This window comes from Candidatus Neomarinimicrobiota bacterium (assembly GCA_021734025.1).
Classification (GTDB): domain Bacteria; phylum Fidelibacterota; class JAANXI01; order JAANXI01; family JAANXI01; genus JAANXI01.
Genome location: JAIPJS010000030.1, coordinates 1 through 16,974 on the forward strand (window position 1 = coordinate 1; position 16,974 = coordinate 16,974).

At 49.8% G+C, this 16,974-nt stretch carries 12 protein-coding genes; 8 read left to right on the forward strand and 4 right to left on the reverse strand.

The window, feature by feature from the left end:
* Positions 1-161 precede the first annotated feature (161 nt).
* From K9N57_17325 to K9N57_17340, 4 genes are all read left to right on the forward strand, one after another.
* A complete protein-coding gene (locus tag K9N57_17325; GenBank protein MCF7805942.1) occupies positions 162-1,283 on the forward strand; it encodes a hypothetical protein in 1,122 nt (373 codons plus the stop codon).
* 361 nt (positions 1,284-1,644) lie between these two features.
* Positions 1,645-2,574: a TIGR01212 family radical SAM protein gene (locus K9N57_17330; protein MCF7805943.1), complete on the forward strand. Its 930-nt coding sequence runs from the start codon at positions 1,645-1,647 to the stop codon at positions 2,572-2,574.
* A complete protein-coding gene (locus K9N57_17335; GenBank protein MCF7805944.1) occupies positions 2,574-3,419 on the forward strand; it encodes an MBL fold metallo-hydrolase in 846 nt (281 codons plus the stop codon). Before K9N57_17330 ends, K9N57_17335 begins: the two co-directional genes overlap by 1 nt.
* A gap of 412 nt (positions 3,420-3,831) precedes the next feature.
* Positions 3,832-5,682, forward strand: coding sequence for a TonB-dependent receptor (locus K9N57_17340; protein ID MCF7805945.1), 1,851 nt, complete (start codon positions 3,832-3,834; stop codon positions 5,680-5,682).
* Positions 5,683-5,793: 111 nt separating this feature from the next.
* On the opposite strand, the gene K9N57_17345 is transcribed toward K9N57_17340, so the two are convergent.
* On the reverse strand, positions 5,794-6,102 hold the full coding sequence (locus K9N57_17345; protein ID MCF7805946.1) for a Dabb family protein: 309 nt from the start codon (positions 6,100-6,102) through the stop codon (positions 5,794-5,796).
* A 163-nt stretch (positions 6,103-6,265) separates the two neighbouring features.
* The gene (locus tag K9N57_17350) at positions 6,266-8,830 is read right to left on the reverse strand and encodes a carbohydrate binding family 9 domain-containing protein (protein ID MCF7805947.1); all 2,565 of its coding nucleotides are present in this window, start codon (positions 8,828-8,830) and stop codon (positions 6,266-6,268) included.
* A 548-nt stretch (positions 8,831-9,378) separates the two neighbouring features.
* On the opposite strand from K9N57_17350, the gene K9N57_17355 reads away from it, so the two are divergent.
* A complete protein-coding gene (locus tag K9N57_17355) occupies positions 9,379-10,629 on the forward strand; it encodes a zinc-binding dehydrogenase (GenBank protein MCF7805948.1) in 1,251 nt (416 codons plus the stop codon).
* A 133-nt stretch (positions 10,630-10,762) separates the two neighbouring features.
* Here the strand turns inward: K9N57_17355 and K9N57_17360 are convergent, their stop codons facing one another.
* Positions 10,763-11,986 carry an aminotransferase class I/II-fold pyridoxal phosphate-dependent enzyme gene (locus K9N57_17360; GenBank protein MCF7805949.1) on the reverse strand — a complete coding sequence of 408 codons (1,224 nt, stop codon included), beginning with the start codon at positions 11,984-11,986 and terminating at the stop codon, positions 10,763-10,765.
* A gap of 358 nt (positions 11,987-12,344) precedes the next feature.
* Positions 12,345-13,613 (reverse strand): dipeptidase, encoded by a 1,269-nt coding sequence (locus K9N57_17365; GenBank protein ID MCF7805950.1) that lies wholly within the window; start codon positions 13,611-13,613, stop codon positions 12,345-12,347.
* Between the two features lie 359 nt (positions 13,614-13,972).
* Between K9N57_17365 and K9N57_17370 the strand changes: the two genes are divergently transcribed.
* The 3 genes from K9N57_17370 to K9N57_17380 are packed head-to-tail and all read left to right on the forward strand — an operon-like array spanning position 13,973 to position 16,974.
* Entirely contained in the window at positions 13,973-15,124 is a 1,152-nt protein-coding gene (locus tag K9N57_17370; GenBank protein ID MCF7805951.1) for an aldo/keto reductase, read from the forward strand.
* Positions 15,125-15,129: 5 nt separating this feature from the next.
* Positions 15,130-16,047 (forward strand): hypothetical protein, encoded by a 918-nt coding sequence (locus K9N57_17375; GenBank protein MCF7805952.1) that lies wholly within the window; start codon positions 15,130-15,132, stop codon positions 16,045-16,047.
* 18 nt (positions 16,048-16,065) lie between these two features.
* A complete protein-coding gene (locus K9N57_17380; GenBank protein ID MCF7805953.1) occupies positions 16,066-16,974 on the forward strand; it encodes a DUF362 domain-containing protein in 909 nt (302 codons plus the stop codon).

The following is a 16,974-nucleotide window of genomic DNA, read 5'->3' on the forward strand; positions in this document are numbered from 1 at the left end:
GAATACACCAATAATTTTTAATTACAAACCGCTAAAGCGGTCACTACCAACACGAAATGTATCACAGACACAGGACTCAGGACGCAAACCGCCCGATCGGTTTTAATTATAACACCATAACACACTAACACTATAACACAATTTTATCTGAACACTGATTTATGCCAAAATTCCCGGACATAAAACAAGCTTTACGTACACAAGATATTGAAGTGCTGACGACTGTTGTCCCGGATTTCATTCGGGACGAGTCCGACGGATTCACTCAGGCGCTCCAGCAGATGATGTATTTGACCGCGAATGAGCAGTACGGTGACGGACACCCTACAGGATTGGTTTACCTGGACGCCGTCCGGGATTTAAGCACGTTGTACGAACAAGATATTCAGGATGCTATCCCGTTGATGGAGCATGCCCTCCGGTTTTTCTGCACGCTTGAGTTGCAGGAATGGGATAAAGACTTAGTGGGCGTGAAGCCGGAGCACTTCGGCGAGTCGGTGTTTGTCGGGGATCTAAGCGAGTACGTGAGAGACGGTGAACGGGAGAAAGCGATTGAGGAATCATCCAAATTGCTCCGGATGATGGATAACCAGTTCTATCTTGTGGAAATCCTTACGGAAATCGCAGCTTCGACGAATGCGGGTGACGGTTGGCCGGTTATCCTCGCTGACGCAGCACTCAAGTCGGTAGACTTTGTAGAATCCTCTCAGTTCAAGCCTATCGTATATCAGCTGACGGATTATTTGAGTCGCCTGAATATTGGTTGGGGGACAGGTGAATTTAAAAGTGACCCCACGAGCCCAATGACATTTGACAGGTATTACGATTTGGCACTCACCTCTGGCGATGAGAATAGGAGAGAACTACTGCTCCTCACCCATACGCAACAGGTATGGGAGGGCGTCCGGATGAAACAAGGAGAGATCCGGGCCCGCCTCGCATATTGGTTCGATGAGCGATTCGGCGAATTCCGGGAAGCCGGTTCCGTCGAATATGAGCCGAAATCCGCAGAACTGTCCGATATCGTATCTGCAATCCGGAATGAAGAGCGGGAGAAGGCGCTGGCGTTTGTCCTCGGTTATCTTCAGAATGCCGGCGGACTCGGAATTCTTTTCCGTGGACTCACGGATATCTTCCTGGAACGAGCGATACCGGAGGATCCAGACGATCTCATTCATTGGAATGCCCTGCGGACGGCCATTGCCTATACCAGTCCGCCGCAGCAATATCAGGCGTTTGTACGGGCGGTGGAGATGTTGATGGATATGGGGAATAGGGAATAAGGTATAAGGGTATAGGGGTATAGGGGTATAGGGGAAAACTCGGAGACCGGAGGCGGGAGAAAACAGATTGAATATCCACCCGATGAAAATCGAATGTCCAATTTCCAAATGTCCCGTCCCCTCCCGGTTGAAGAAGGAAGAAGGTATGAGGTATAGGGTATAAGGTTATAGGGGAAAACTCGGAGGTTGGAGACGGGAGACAGGAAAAGATAGGAACTCGAAACTCATCCTGGAGACTAATTGTGCAAATCGAGGTTAATAACCGTTTCTAACTATAACACTGTAACACGTTAACACACTAATACGCTGTCGTTATCCGAACACTTTAACACTGTCCTAAACTTTTATATATTTTGAATCTATGGACAGACCGTACAACGACTACAACAGTTATTTGCAGGATATCTTCGGCGAGAAGACGTATAAAGTCTCGATTCGCGGGGGATTCACCTGCCCCAATATTGACGGGACGGTAGCCAAGAGCGGGTGCACCTACTGCAATAACGCCAGCTTCGTCCCGAGTTACATCAAACGCGTTATGTCGGTAAAGGAGCAGATCGACAGGGGCGTGAGTTTTCTCTCCGACCGCTATGGCGCTGATAAATTTCTGGCGTATTTTCAGTCCTATTCCAACACCTACGACGAAGTCGAGCGACTGGAGGCACTCTACTCCGAAGCACTTGCACATGATAAAATTCACGGATTAGTTGTCGGAACCCGCGCGGATTGCGTCCCTGAGCCAACGCTCCAATTGTTGGAAGATATTGCCAAAGATTATTACGTCTCGGTGGAATACGGAATCGAATCCGTCTCGGATGAAACGCTGGAGCGCATCAACCGCGGGCACGATTTCGCGACGCTGGTGGATGCTGTCGAGCGCACCAAAGGACGCGGAATCCACATCGGAAGTCACCTGATTCTAGGCTTCCCCTGGGAAGACCGGGAGCACTGGCTGCACACCGCGGACGTGGTCTCATCGCTGGGCGTGGAGTATACCAAGATTCACCACCTCCACGTGGTGAAGGGGACGAAAATGGCGGAACAGTATCAAGAAAAGCCGTTCTGGACGTTCCCCTTCGACGAATGGGTGCAGATGGTGGCAGATTTTATCGAACGACTCTCACCTGAAATTATCGTCGGCCGGATGTCCGGCGGGGCTCCGCCAAGCCTGCTGGTCGCTCCGGATTGGGACGGGAAGCGGCACACACATGTGGTGCAATCCGTCATTCAAGAACTAAAGGATCGTGGCACGCGTCAGGGTGCTAAATACCGCCAGAAGCAGGTGGCCTGATGGAAATCGGCAGTTATACCATCACACCAATTGTTGCGGATACGTTCGGACTGGACGGCGGCGCCATGTTCGGGATCATTCCGAAGCCGCTCTGGGAAAAACAGTGTTCGGCGGATGATAGAAACCGAGTCAATCTGGCAACCCGCGTCCTGCTAATCGAGGGGAAAAACCGCAAAATTCTTATCGACACCGGTAACGGGAACAAATGGGACGACAAGTACCGGGAAATATATAAAATTGATCCCGGTGAGCGAACGCTCGGGGAATCTCTGGCATCCAGAGATATCAGGCCTGATGATATCACCGACGTTATTCTAACACACCTCCATTTCGACCATGCCGGCGGCGCAACAACTCTGGACAACGGGGAACCGGTACCGACCTTCCCGAACGCGACCTATTATGTGCAGGAATCAAACTGGAAATGGGCCAACGATCCCACCGAGAAGGATACGGGAAGCTATAGGAAAGAGAATTTTATCCCGCTTCGGGAACACGGTGTACTGGAACTGGTTCGGGATGAGGTTGAGATATTCCCTGGAATCAACCTAGTCGTTTGTGACGGTCACACAAAAGGGCGGCAACTTCCGTTAATCGCAGACGAGAACCAGTCACTTTTCTATTGCGGTGACCTGGTTCCGACGACAGCGCATCTCTCTATTCCCTGGGTAATGGGATACGATAATTTCCCGTTGACCACCATTGAAGAGAAAAAGGAATATCTTGCGCGGGCAGTCGAAGAAAACTGGACGCTCTTGCTTGAGCATGATCCCAATACGGTAGCTATCACCGTCCGCCGTGAAGACGGAAAATACCGGATCAAACAGACGGTGCGGATGATGTGATGAAAAAGGTGTAAAGGTATAAAGGTATAAGGTTCTGCTGTTTCTTAATCTTACTATTACTCCTAATCTTGATCGCTGTTAATCCCTCGGAAAAAGGAGAAAGCAGAAGGGAGAATGGAAAACAACTGTTGGTCGTTTGTTGTTTGTTGGAAAAAAACCGTCATACTAATGGGACAAGTCGAAATTCATTAAATCCCTGTCTGTCCCTTCTTACAACTAACTACTCACAACGAACAACCAACAAAAGTTGATAAAGGGTGAGATTGGGATTAAAATGAGACGCATACTAAAACTCGTTAACACAATAACACTCTAACACTGTCGTTCAGTATTCCGCTGGAATCTCTCCTCTCCTTCATGTAATTTGGCTTTCATTTAGAGCCAACCGCAAACCATAACCGAAGAAAATATAATGAGTTATAGATACGCACTTGTTGCAGTTAACCTCGGAATATGTCTCAGTATTCCGACCAGCGGGACAACACAAATCCTGCAATTGACGGATGATACGCTCCGGTATGAGTCGGAACCAGTGGTGGTCACGGGAAGCCGGTTAACGCAAGACTATCTGGAGACTGCCAGATATGTTACTGTCTTTGACAGCTCTGACTTGGCAACGCTTCCGGGTGAGGGAATTGTGAGTCTCCTGCAATACGCCGCCGGGACTGATCTCCGTCAGCGCGGGCCGTCCGGCGTACAGGCAGATCTTGGGATACGCGGCTCCACGTTTGAGCAGACAGTCGTGATGGTCGACGGCACCAAACTCTCCGCTCCGCAGACAGGACATCATTTACTGTCCTTGCCAGTGCCACGTGAGGCCATCGATCGGATTGAAATTATGCACGGCCACGGAACAAGTCTCTATGGGCCCAATGCCTTCGGCGGCGTGATAAACATTATAACCAAAGAACACTCCAGTGTGCCCGAAGCGAGCGTCTCACTGGCCGGAGGCAGCCACAAGTTTTATAATGGCAGCGTATCGGCAGGCATCCCAACTGAAAATTCTCACCATAGGCTGAGCGTTTCCCGGCGCGGCTCAGATGGGTACCGACACAATACCGCATATTATATAAACAAAGCCATGTATCGGGGAAAATTTCAGGCGGCGAAAACGCCAATAAATATCATGGCCGGATACACCAACCGGGACTTCGGGGCCAACGATTTTTACGCCGATTTTCCGAATCAGCGCGAACAAGTGGAAACCACGTTATTTAATCTCTCCTTCCGAATGCGGGTTGGACAATTTGAGGTAAAACCGTCCGTGCATTTCCGGAATAATTACGACGATTTTATCCTGGATTATACCGACCCCAGTCTCTATCGGAATAAGCACCGCACCAATGTACTCGGTGGCGAGGTTATGGCGAAAACGACACACCGTTTCGGCGAGACGGTGATTGGGGGAGAGGTTGCAGAGGAGCGGATACGGAGCAGTAACCTTGGAGATCACGACAGAGCCAGGGGAGGCATAACGCTGGAGCACCGGATGCCTGTCACCAATTGGTTGAATCTCCAATTAGGTAACTATACCTATTATCATGAAGAATATGGATGGGAAGCCTGGCCAAGCGCCGGTGTGAACTTACGAACTGGGGCACGATCTTCCGTTTTTCTGAATTACGGGGAAGCTTACCGTATTCCAACGTATACCGACTTATACTATGTCGGCGGTGGCAACATCGGTAATCCGGAGCTGGAGCCGGAGAAATCGCGTTCATATGAGGCCGGCTACAAGTGGTTGAATGCGAAGTTGTTCGGGAGCGCAGGGGTATTTTACCGGGATGGCTACAATCTAATCGATTGGGCACGCTCCAGTCCCGCCGAGCCGTGGCAAGCCCAGAATATAGGTGATGTGGATACGTACGGCGGGGAAATCGAGATGAAATATTTTCTCGGAGAAGGACAGCTGGGGTCGCTTCCGGTGGAGCGAATATCGGCCAAGTATGCTTATTTACGGCTGGATACCGGAAACCCACCGGATATAAGCAAATATGTTTTGAATTATATTCAGCACAACATCCAGGCCGGGCTCATGGCTACATTACCTGCCGGCATACGCCAGCTCTGGGTTGTACGGTATATCGACCGTAGACAGGTTGAGCCGTACACGCTTGTTGACATCAATACACTCTACCGAATTGGTAAGTATCACTTGTCATTCGAGATTAATAATCTGTTGGATGTGAGGTATGAGGAAATTCCTGGCGTCCCCATGCCAGGACGAGAATACCGGATTGGTGTGTCTATGCAGGTGTGGTGAAAGAATATTTGGCAGTACAAAATTTTCCGCTTAAAATCCCGCGCAGGGGCTTTAAGCGGTAGCTCAATCGATCAATGGTAGCCTTGGAATCTCATTCCAAGGCGTATTGACCTAATTTTCCGTCTCAAAGTCCACGACTTTGGCTTCGGACTGGATCTGACGAATAAAGTCGACAACTTTTTGGTGCTCCGGGTGTTGCTGGTAGGTATTAAAGTCGTCCACGTTGGTGAAGGCAGAGATCAACACCACGTCGAAGGCTGCCGCCGAATTACCAATGTTGATACCCACCTCGTATTCCTGGATCTCGTCGATTTTCTCCGGGAGCGTTTCCAGGATTCGCTTCATCTCTTCGGCATTGGCCTCTTTTGACTTACCAAACGCTTCCTTCATTAGTTTCCACATGACTACATGTTTAAACATGTCTCCTCCCAATCTTTTTTGAAAGCATATAGCAACCCTTTTATTTTTATCTGATAGAAAGTATACGGTACGATATAGTACCCGTCAAACGTTACTAAACCAAAAAAGCCACCTCCGAAGAGGTGGCTTTTTCGTGTCTGGATGAACGAGCAAGGAACATCCGTCAGACATTCATAAGATAGCTGATCTTCAGGAGCAGGACGTTTTCACCGGGAGCATGGAACAGTGATTTGAAGTCCCGGTTAAGTTGGAGCTCTCCCATGCCGGTGGCTTCAGTGAATCCCTGGGACCATACCAGATACATCGTGGACCCGGATACATATTCCCAGCGAATGACGAGGTTCGACCGGAACTGTTTATAATTGAAGTCACCTCTGGGTGAGCCACCGCTGAAATAATCCACTGTGCCGTCCCCAGTGATATCGTATTCGTATTGGTCTGTGTGTTCATTGTAATTTACATCGTAATTGTCCAATGAAGAGAATCGCTCATCAAAGTCGGACGCCATCAAATCCGCAGTTTCCACGTATTTATTACGGCTGCCGGCAGTAAAGTACGGTTGAGCGTAATACTGGATGGACAAGTTCGGCCTGATGGTATAATCAATCCGCACGGTCAGATACAATTCTTTTTGGAGCAGTCCGGAAAACAAGTAGTGAGGTTCATTATTTGTGTCATAGGCTTTGCCAACCCACGCCCAGGTATCGCTGAATTCTACGAAACTCGGATTAAACAATAACTGGATATTCTGTCTGGGACGAATATTGAACGCCTGGGAAATTTCGTATCGGGTAACGTTATCCGTATTTATAAAGTAATGGCTGAACAACTCATAACTAAAATCCTTACGGCTGTCCGTCTCAATATAGCCCCAAACGTTCCGGTTTGCCGGAGCATAAATAGCCGGACCACCCCGGAGTTCCGTCAGATTGATCCCGGGAAAGTTGAAGTTAAATCCGCCACCGATATCCCAATTGTTTAACAGCGTGGCATGCGCATTCACGTTTCCGCCTTTATTCAGGAGGCGCCCGCCATAATTGAAGCCGGTCCATTGGTTGACGTTCAGATATAGTTCCTGATAATACTTGGTCTCTTCCCACTCACGGTATTGGATCCAGAGGTTCTGAGAAATTTCATCTACGCGCTGGAGAAATCCTAAATCGTTCACCTCTAATCCGGGGCTGGAGCTAGAGGTCACGAATGAACCGCGCCAGTGACCGGAGATTTTCGAAATGGATAATTCGTGCCCTATGCCGGAGAGAGAAGTCGCCGTTGTGTCCACGGAGAGATAATCGGCATCCGGTCGCTGGAAATACCGGGCCGAACTCCGCTGTGTCTGCGTGATCGCCATAGGAGCACCTAGCACATGGCTTCCGGCAAACACGCCTTCAATTTCATATTCCCGATTGAGGAATTCATGAGAAAAATCTATGCCGCCGGTGTAGGCGTCAGAATGTAAGTGCTGTCGGGTGGCATCGTTCAGGCGGCGATTTACAGAAGTCATGAGTCCGCCAAAGGTAGTCTGCCCTTCGTGATAATCGCGTTGTAACCGGGCAAGGAAATAATTGGTGAGGGGCTCAGAGGACGAAGTGGAGGGCAAGTCCGTTAACGTCGAGAACCCCTCACCTGTTGTCGCGTTCATAACTCCTATTGAAGTCCCGTTGGTTGTCTTTCCAGTGAGTTTGCCGGCTGCCAGGATTTTAGCAGGACGGGCGCCAATGCGTCTTGAATAATAGAGGGCGTCGTTAAAATTCAGGATGTCACTGCCTTCTTTGAAAAAGGGGCGTTTCTCAGCGAAATATGATTCGAACTCTGTCAGATTAAAATCAGCTGGATCGGCCTCCACCTGTCCAAAGTCCGGATTCACCGTAGCATTCATGGTGAGACCGTTCGAAAATGTGTATCGGATATCCCCGCCGATATTCGAGGTATGACTCCAGGGATTGGACTGAGACATTGATTGGATCTGATCGGAATGGTTTGATTGTCCAAGTATATACGGTGAGATGTAGAGCGGGCGCGTGGATTCAACGTTGGATAACCCTTCCAGCGTACCATACTGGGAGACGAATCCTGTTTCGTCCTTGGACCAGTAATTCCAAACCGCCAGCTCATTATTCCTGGGTAATTCCCGGTATATCTGGAGTCCCCACCGCATTTGTGCACTAGAAGTAAATCGGAGTTCCCGGAACGGAATCCTGAATTCTGCGGACCAGCCGGCATTATGAATCTCCACCGCGCCATCCCAGACAGCGTTCCAGTCGTCGTCCGCGTTATTGTCATCGTATCGGCGCAAGTCATGCTGGACACCGGCAGCGTTCAGGCCAAACTCAAACGCAGTGCGGTTATCGTTATAACTATCCAGAGAAATGTATACCCAGTCGGATTCCGTATATTCGTCCCGCCGCGTCAGGATAGCCTCAATCTGATCAATCTGAGGGTCAATAGCGTTGATGCCGACGTAGAGATATTCGTCATCGTATACAATCCGGAAAGAGGTGGGAAATGATGCGGGTTTGCCATCGCTGGGATCACGTTGAGTAAATCCATCATAGGCTTGAGCCGACTGCCAACCCGGGTCGTTTAATTTGCCATCTATCTCGATATCCTGGGAATTCAGACGGAAGGCGACAGCAGTCTTTTCGGAGGATTGGTCCGCACTGTATCCGGTTACTGGAAAAATAGAAAACCCAAAAATCATTATAAGTGATACAATTAATTTGTTCATTTGATTTCCGTGTATCATCTTCAACCTTTTGCACGAATAATTATCTGCCTTTTTCTATTTCAATTAACATGCCATCCCGGGGAGCAACCGTCCATCTGCGCCAGCAATCGCAACAATACAAAGGTTCTCGATGATATTTCAATTGACTCATGGCCGGGTAGATCCCGTATCTTATATCAATGTGATATAATTCTATATGGAAATGATATACGGTATCTGGCAAGTTAATTTATAAAACTCCTGGAGATTGTCCCAGGGAACTAGGCGATCAATGGGATGGTTTGATGTCAGAATGACATTTCTTTGCAGCAGCGTACCGCTACGAACAGAATTGTATTTAGCGGTATTGAAGTCGGCAAAAATGAATAGCCCACCATTTCTTGGTGATACCCTGGGACTAAACGCCGGTAGATTCATTTCCGCATAAGGCACCGGGAAAAACCCCGTGAATTTCAATAGATATACCCTGCCTGAAAGATTATATTCACCAATGTGCATCGTAGATTACATTATTCCGCAACAGTATTTGAAACGAGGGGAGAGAGCGTATGTCACAGATGCCTGCTCTGATCAAACCCAGACCCGAAAACGGCAAGTCGTGGGGCAAGGGATTACGGCTGGTTGAAAAGCCGGTGCCCGAAATTACCCGGCCAAACCAGGTAAAAATCCGGGTGCAAAAGGCGGCAATGTGCGGGACCGATGTTGGGATTTATCACAGCCGGGAATCGGTCCGCCATGAGATGGAAAGCAACCGGAAACCTGAAGTCATCACAGGACATGAGTTTTGCGGTGTGGTTGCCGATGCCGGATCATTGGCCAGAGAATTCCTGGCGCGATCCTTTCACGAGCGATACGTCTACCATCACAGTGACGCCGTAGTACAGGAATTCATCAACGGGCGTGATTATCCTGAGATTGCCGCCGATCCCGACTTTATTGACTTCCTGCAGGAACACTTTTATATCACGGCAGAAATGCACTTGGTTTGTGGCGTGTGCCATGCGTGCAGGACCGGTAATAGCCATGCATGTCCAAACACCGTAATCAAAGGCGTGCATGAGGACGGTATTTTCACCGAATACGCCGTTATCCCCATGGAAAACACCTTCATCATCAGGAAAGGAGAAATTCCGCCGGAAGTTATTGCGTATATGGATGCCTTCGGAAACGCAGTCCATACCGCTCAGTCCGTCGATTTAATGGGAACGTCCGTTGCGGTTTTAGGCATCGGGGTGCAGGGATTGATGGCGGCGGCGATCGCCCGATGGAGCGGGGCCTCGTATATTATTGCTACAGATTTCGCCAATCCGGATCATGGCTATACTCACGAAAAGCTCCAGGAAAAGCGTTTTAAAGTGGCAAAAAATATCGGTGTGAATGAATGTGTTGATATGGCGTTGCCCGACGCGAAGGAACGGCTGGTTGATACCGTGATGCATCACACGAATAATATGGGGGTGGATGTCGCGTTCGAAATGTCCGGAAGCGCCGCAGCCTACCGTGATGCGTTCAATATTCTCCGGAACGGGGGAACGTTATCTCTCCTCGGGCTCCCGGACGATCCGGTTTCGCTCGACTTCAGCGATCAGGTGATTTTCCCGGGAATCACAATCAAGGGCATTATCGGGAGGGGCATGTTCGACACCTGGGAAATCATGTACAGGCTGCTCAAAACCGGGATGGCGGATTTGATGCTGGAGAACGGTTTCGTCAGCCACACCTTTCCCCTGGAAGACTATATAAAAGCTTTCGAGGTCCATGATCAGGGGGATGCCATCAAGGTGATACTGGAGCCGTAGAGCGTATTTATCACGGAAATATGGCCTCTGTAACATTCTAATTATTGTGCTTAATATATTTTAACCAACCTAAAATTGTTATCAGTGCAGGAATAACCAAGCTATTATTGCACAATAGTTATATTGGGAATTGCTACGCAAACTCCCCCAGTACGCCCAAAACGTAGTCGATATCCGCCTCAGTATGGGCGGCACTAATCTGGAAACGGATAGTTTCGTCACCCCGCGGGACCACCGGAAACGTGAGTCCGACCACCAATACACCTTTCTCAAATAGCCGGCTGACCATAGAATGCGTTCGCTCGGTATCTCTGACCACCAGCGGTACTATTGGATGCGGCCCGTTAATAGTTTCGAATCCCAGCGATTCAAGTCCGTCGCGGAATTGTTGTGTGCGATCCTTCAGGGATTGTAGTCGTTGTCGGCCTTCTTTGCCGGAAGCGATTTCCACCGCCTGAATCGCTGCCGCGCAATCCGCCTGGCTGAGTGGATTGGTATAAATATAGGTATCCGCTTTTTGACGGGCGGCTTCGATGAGCGATTCGCTCCCGGCAATAAACCCACCGTTCACGCCGAAGGCTTTCCCCATGGTTCCAACAATGATGTCCGGCTGAGTATCTGTGAAGTCCGCAGTACCGCGCCCGTTCGGACCATATGCACCAATACCGTGAGAATCATCAACCACAGTGATGACGCCATCTTTGAATTTCTCATCATATTCTGACGCGATAGCGACTATTTCATCGATGGGGGCGTAATCGCCGCGCATACTGAAAATGCCGTCGAAAATCACAATGACGCGTTCCATCTCCGACGGTACGCTACTTAGACATTCCCGGTATCCGTCCATATCGTTATGGGAATAGATGCCCTTATTCTCTGATGGAACCTTGCCAATCCGCATCGCCCGGATGATGCTGTTGTGGTTCAGTTCATCGCCTATCCAATAGGTGCGATCGCGATTAATCGTCAGCGCCAGACCAAGGTTCGCGGTGTATGCGGAGTTAAAAATTTTGGCGGCCGGCTTCTGGACAAACTGCGCTAGCGAACGTTCAAGTTCGGTGTGGTATTTAAAGGTGCCGTCAATAAACCGTACGGCTCCCGGTCCAACACCGAACTGTTCCGTGGCTTCGTCGGCTGCCTCGATAAGATCCGGATGGTTGGAGAGGGATAAATAACTGTTGGAATTCAGTCGAATAAATTCCTGGTTGGAATCCTGCAACTTGTATCGCGGGCCCCACTGATCTTTGGGAGGAATGTAGTCGACAATGACACGCTCTGGCGCCTTGGCTCGCCCTTCTTCCTCCAATTGTGCGATTTCTGATTCCAGCGCCTGGTTCAATTTTGTAAGTGACATAGGCAGACTCCTGTGAGGTTTGATTCGCTGGGAGAATATGTGTAGAAAGTTAAACTAAATTTAGAAGGAGTCACAAGGTGGAAATACGGTAGAAGTTTGGCAGTGTCAAGTGTTTCCCAAAGAATACCTCTGGGGCTGGTGTTCAAGTTGAATACCGTGTTATGGTGTTAGTGTGTTATAGTTAAAACCGGTCGGATGTCTTGCGTCCTGAGTTATGTGCCTGTAATACATTTCATATTGGTAGTGCCCGCTTTAATGGTCTGTAATTAAAAATCGCTTTTTTCGGTGTATTCGGTGTTTTTCAGTGTTTAAACTTTTGTATTTCTCTGTGTCCCTTCTGATGCACTTCTCTCTGCGGTTAATCGGATTGTAATTCTACCGCGACTGATTCTACCTCGCGCCAGACGCGTAGAAAGTTACCGCCGGCAATTTTTCTGATATCTTCCTCACTGTATCCTCGCCGCAATAATTCAGCAATGAGATTCGGATACTTGGATACGTTTTCCAGCCTGGTGGGCACTGAGCCAACGCCGTCAAAATCTGACCCAAGCCCGACGTAATCGATACCGACCAGATCAACCACGTGATCAATATGGTCAGCCACGTCAGTTAGTAGAGCGTCCTTTACCGGATGTTCCTTACGGTACTTTTTGGCGTAATCCCTGGCCTCATCGCTCTCCTCTTCCAGACCGTGCTCCGCATAATATGCATCCAGATGGTCATTAATGTTCTGCCGCTCTTCGCGGAACGTTTCGCTGACAAAATAGGAGCCGAAATTGATCTGGATGACGCCGTTATGCTCAGCCAGGACTTTGATTGCATCGTCGCTCATATTGCGATGGAATCCGGGTGTAAAATGCCGGCATCCCGAGTGCGTGGCAACGACCGGGGCTTTGGAGAGTTCGATGGCCTGGTAAAATGTAGAATCTGTGACATGAGAGACATCGATCATCATTCCGATGCGGTTCATCGCCGGGACAAGCCGTTTGCCAAACGGGCTGAGACCGCCCCAGGTTTCGGTGGTATCATAGGAAGAATCGCAGATATGGTTATCCTCGGAATGGGTCAGCGTAATGTATCGGATACCCCGGTCGTAGAAATGCTGCAGATTCGCCAAATCCCCCTCAATAGGTGCTCCGTTTTCCATTCCCAGAGCCAGCGAAATTCGCTCACGACTAAATTGTTTCTCTACTTCACCGGGAGAGAAGGCCAGGATAAATTTCTCCGGATGGTTTTCAACTTGTTCTCTGACTTTGGTGATCAGCGTATCCGCGTATTCTTTGGCGCCACCAGCCTGATACTTCGGAGGAATGTAGATGGCCATAAAAGTACTATTGAGACCGCCGCGAACCGCTTTGGGGTAATCAAAATGGCGATCGGTTTCGGCGGTCCAGTCCACACCGGAATGGTACAGATGATACGGAGCGTCGATATGGGTGTCTATAAGTAAAGATTTTTGAGCAATCGAGTCGGCGCGATTGTGAAGATCAGCGGTGGTCATCTGGGTGTTTTCTCCTTGACAGGATAGAATACCGGTAAGCAGCAGGAGAATAAATGGTATCCGAATCACAGCTGCTACACGGCTCTTTTCCAATGAATGAATTTTGTCTTGCGTCGGATTCCCCATGACTCGTAAGAATACATATTTTTCTGCCTCAAATAAACCGGAAAAGTCCACTGCTGGATTCATTTCGATTACTCGCTTGCAGAGATTGCGAATCGCGAAAGTACGAGCTAAACTGGGAGTTTAGTAAAACTGAGAATTTCACTCCTCTGAAGTAATTCTGCACTGAACTTAGATGAAGGAAAATCTCATAGGTTTAAGCATAATAAAAATAGCTATTTAAGCTCGTGAATCCCTGCGGGACTGAGACCGTAAATGTCAGCCGGAGCGTTTTTTGCATTATGCTAATTTTTAAGGATCTCCAGGAAAGATCACCTTAATACACTTCCCGCATGGGGCGGACAGACGAGAGGAGCAGTTCTATGGGAAAATATCATTCGATGGACCGCAGACGATTTCTGAAAATCACATCCGGAACTATTGGTGTGGTTGGTCTGGCACCGCTTTCCTTATCCGGATTTCAGGAGATGGCTGAAGCCGATACCGCCCCATCGGAGATCAAATACCGGACACTGGGACGAACGGGACTCAAGTATACGCCGCTTGGCTTTGGTGCGATGCGTACCTCTGATCCTGCCCTGATTCGACAAGGCGTTGACATGGGGATCAATAATATTGATACCGCCCGGGGATATATGGGGGGCGAAAACGAGCGCATCGTGGGGGAAGCCATTGCCGGGGTGCGGGATCAGGTACATATCACCACCAAAATTCAACACGGCAGCCAGGTCCGGATGGAATCCGATTTGAACGAGAGCCTCCGGGCGCTGGATACGGCTCATATCGATATTCTTCTTCGACACGGAATGAGCAGTATAAGTGACCTCGGGGAAGAAGAAACCAGGGAGTTTCTCACCAAGGCAAAGGAGTCTGGTAAGGCGCGGTTCGTGGGATTTTCCACGCACCGGAATATGGCGGATCTACTGCGCGCCGCAGCAGATGACGGATTGTACGACGTAGTCCTGGCCGCCTACAACTTCAAGCACGACGATGATATGACCGAAGCCGTAAATTATGCGGCGGACAAGGGCATCGGCGTTATTGCAATGAAGACCCAGGCCGGCGGGTACGACGCGGCCTCCACAGCTGCACTAAATCCACACCAGGCAGCGCTCAGATGGGTTTTCTCCAATGAAAACGTTACCAGCGCCATTCCATCCATGGTTACCTACCAGCAACTGGAGGAGAATTTCGGCGCCATGCGCAAGACCTTCGGATTCCTGGACAAGAAAACCCTGCATCGCTACGGGAATGCCATCGATGACAAACTCTGCCGGATGTGCGATGACTGCAGCGGTATGTGTCCCCATGGCGTGAACGTTGCTGACCTGAACCGATGCGTAATGTACGTAGATGGCTACGGGGATTCGGATCTGGGCCACAGTACCTACCGTGAACTCTCCGCGTCTGAAAATGCTGACCGGTGCAGGGACTGTGACGAATGCGTGGTGCAGTGCACGAACGGTGTGAACGTGGCGGCCAATATGAGACGTGCAACCGAGATCTTCGCGTGACTCATATGAAAAATCCGAAATATTACCTCACGGTGATTGGCGCCGTAATTTTAGGCACGGCGTTTTCAGCAACCACCTTTTCCCAGGTGAAGTCATTGGCGGACTACCTCCCGGCAGCTGAAGCACTGCCGGAATGGGAACAGGAGTACGCGCCGGAATTCTACGAGTCGGATAATCTGTTTCAATACATCAACGGCGAGGCCGAACTGTACCGGGATTACGGATTTCAGCGGGTGGTAACCGTTCCGTATATCCATGTGGAAAATCCGGATCTCTCCTTTACCATCGATATCTATGACATGGGATCACGGCTGAATGCATTTGGCATTTACAGCAGTCACCGCCGGCCGGATCACACGCTAGGTGATATCGGTGAAGAGGCGGTCATTTCGCGGACGTCTGTGCGGTTTTGGCAGGACAGATTTTTTGTCCGAGTCCAGGCCGGTGCCCTGGAAGAGGAGGTCGCGAAAATAATAAAGAAGGCTGCCGCTAAAATCTCCGGGAATTTGCCATCCGGGGAAATCCCGGCCGAACTCAGCCTGCTTCCTGAGGAAACCCGGACACCGCACTCGATGAAATATCTGCGGGCCGGATTTATGGGACAAGCGGCATTCGGAGAGGTACTGCAGGCGGAGTATACTTTTCCCCGTGATACCTGTCTCGGCTTTGTCGCCTGGTTTTCCAATGAAGAGCAGGCCGAAAAAGCGCTCAAATCCTGGGAAGCAAACCTCCGGGACCGCGGCACGATCCTCCAATCTCTGGGAGAAGCCCCGCATAGATTTATTGGGGAAGCGCCGTATCAGGGAAAAATTTCTGCACATCGGAACGGAAGGTACATCTTTGGGGCAATTGATTACCAGCAAGAGACAGTTTCGGAAAAACTAGTGACGATGATTACGAACCAGTTGGATACATCGAAATAACGAAGCAGGGGTGTTGATATGAGACGACGGAAATTTCTTCGATATACGGGGACTGGATTGCTGGGGCTCGGCCTTGGGGCGGTACCGGCTGGAAACATTATCAGGGCGGCAGGGAGCAATGCTCCAGATGCCGTTTGGGTGGAAAACGGTGAGCCTGCGGCATTGCTGCAGGCGGCGATTGAGGCGTACGGTGGTATGCGTCGGTTTATCACCGACGGCGATGTTGTAGTGATTAAACCTAATATCGCATGGGATCGGGCACCGGAATTTGCCTCTACCACCAATCCGGAACTCGTCGCAGCACTCGTAAAAGTGTGCCGGGAGGCCGGCGCCAAAGAGGTCAAGGTATTTGACCGGACCTGCAACAATCCCCGCCGGTGCTATCGCAGCAGCCGGATTGAGGAAGTCGCCAAATCCGCCGGCGCCGATGTCGACCAGGTTCGCGATTACCTGTTTACGGATATTTCACTGGCAAACGGGGAGGAACTCTCGGAGTGGCCAATTTACCGGGATTATCTGGAGGCGGATAAGGTCATCAATGTGCCGATTGCCAAGGTACACTCCATGAGTACCGTAACCGTGGGATTGAAAAACCTGATGGGCGTCATGGGCGGCGATCGCGGTTCTATCCACAACAGGTTCACGACTAAACTCATCGATATCGATCAGGAGATTCTCCCGACACTGACAATCGTAGACGCCTATCGGGTACTGATGCACAACGGTCCGGTCGGTGGTGATCTGGCGGATGTGAAGACTGCCCGGACGCTGATTATGTCCGATTGTACTGTCACTGCAGACGCGCTGGCGTTGCGTCTGTTCGATTACCAGATGGATCAGGTGGAACATATCAAAGAAGCATATCGACGCGGCCTGAACAAGTATGCGCTGGACGGAGTCAACCTGAAAACCGTCAATCTTTCATAG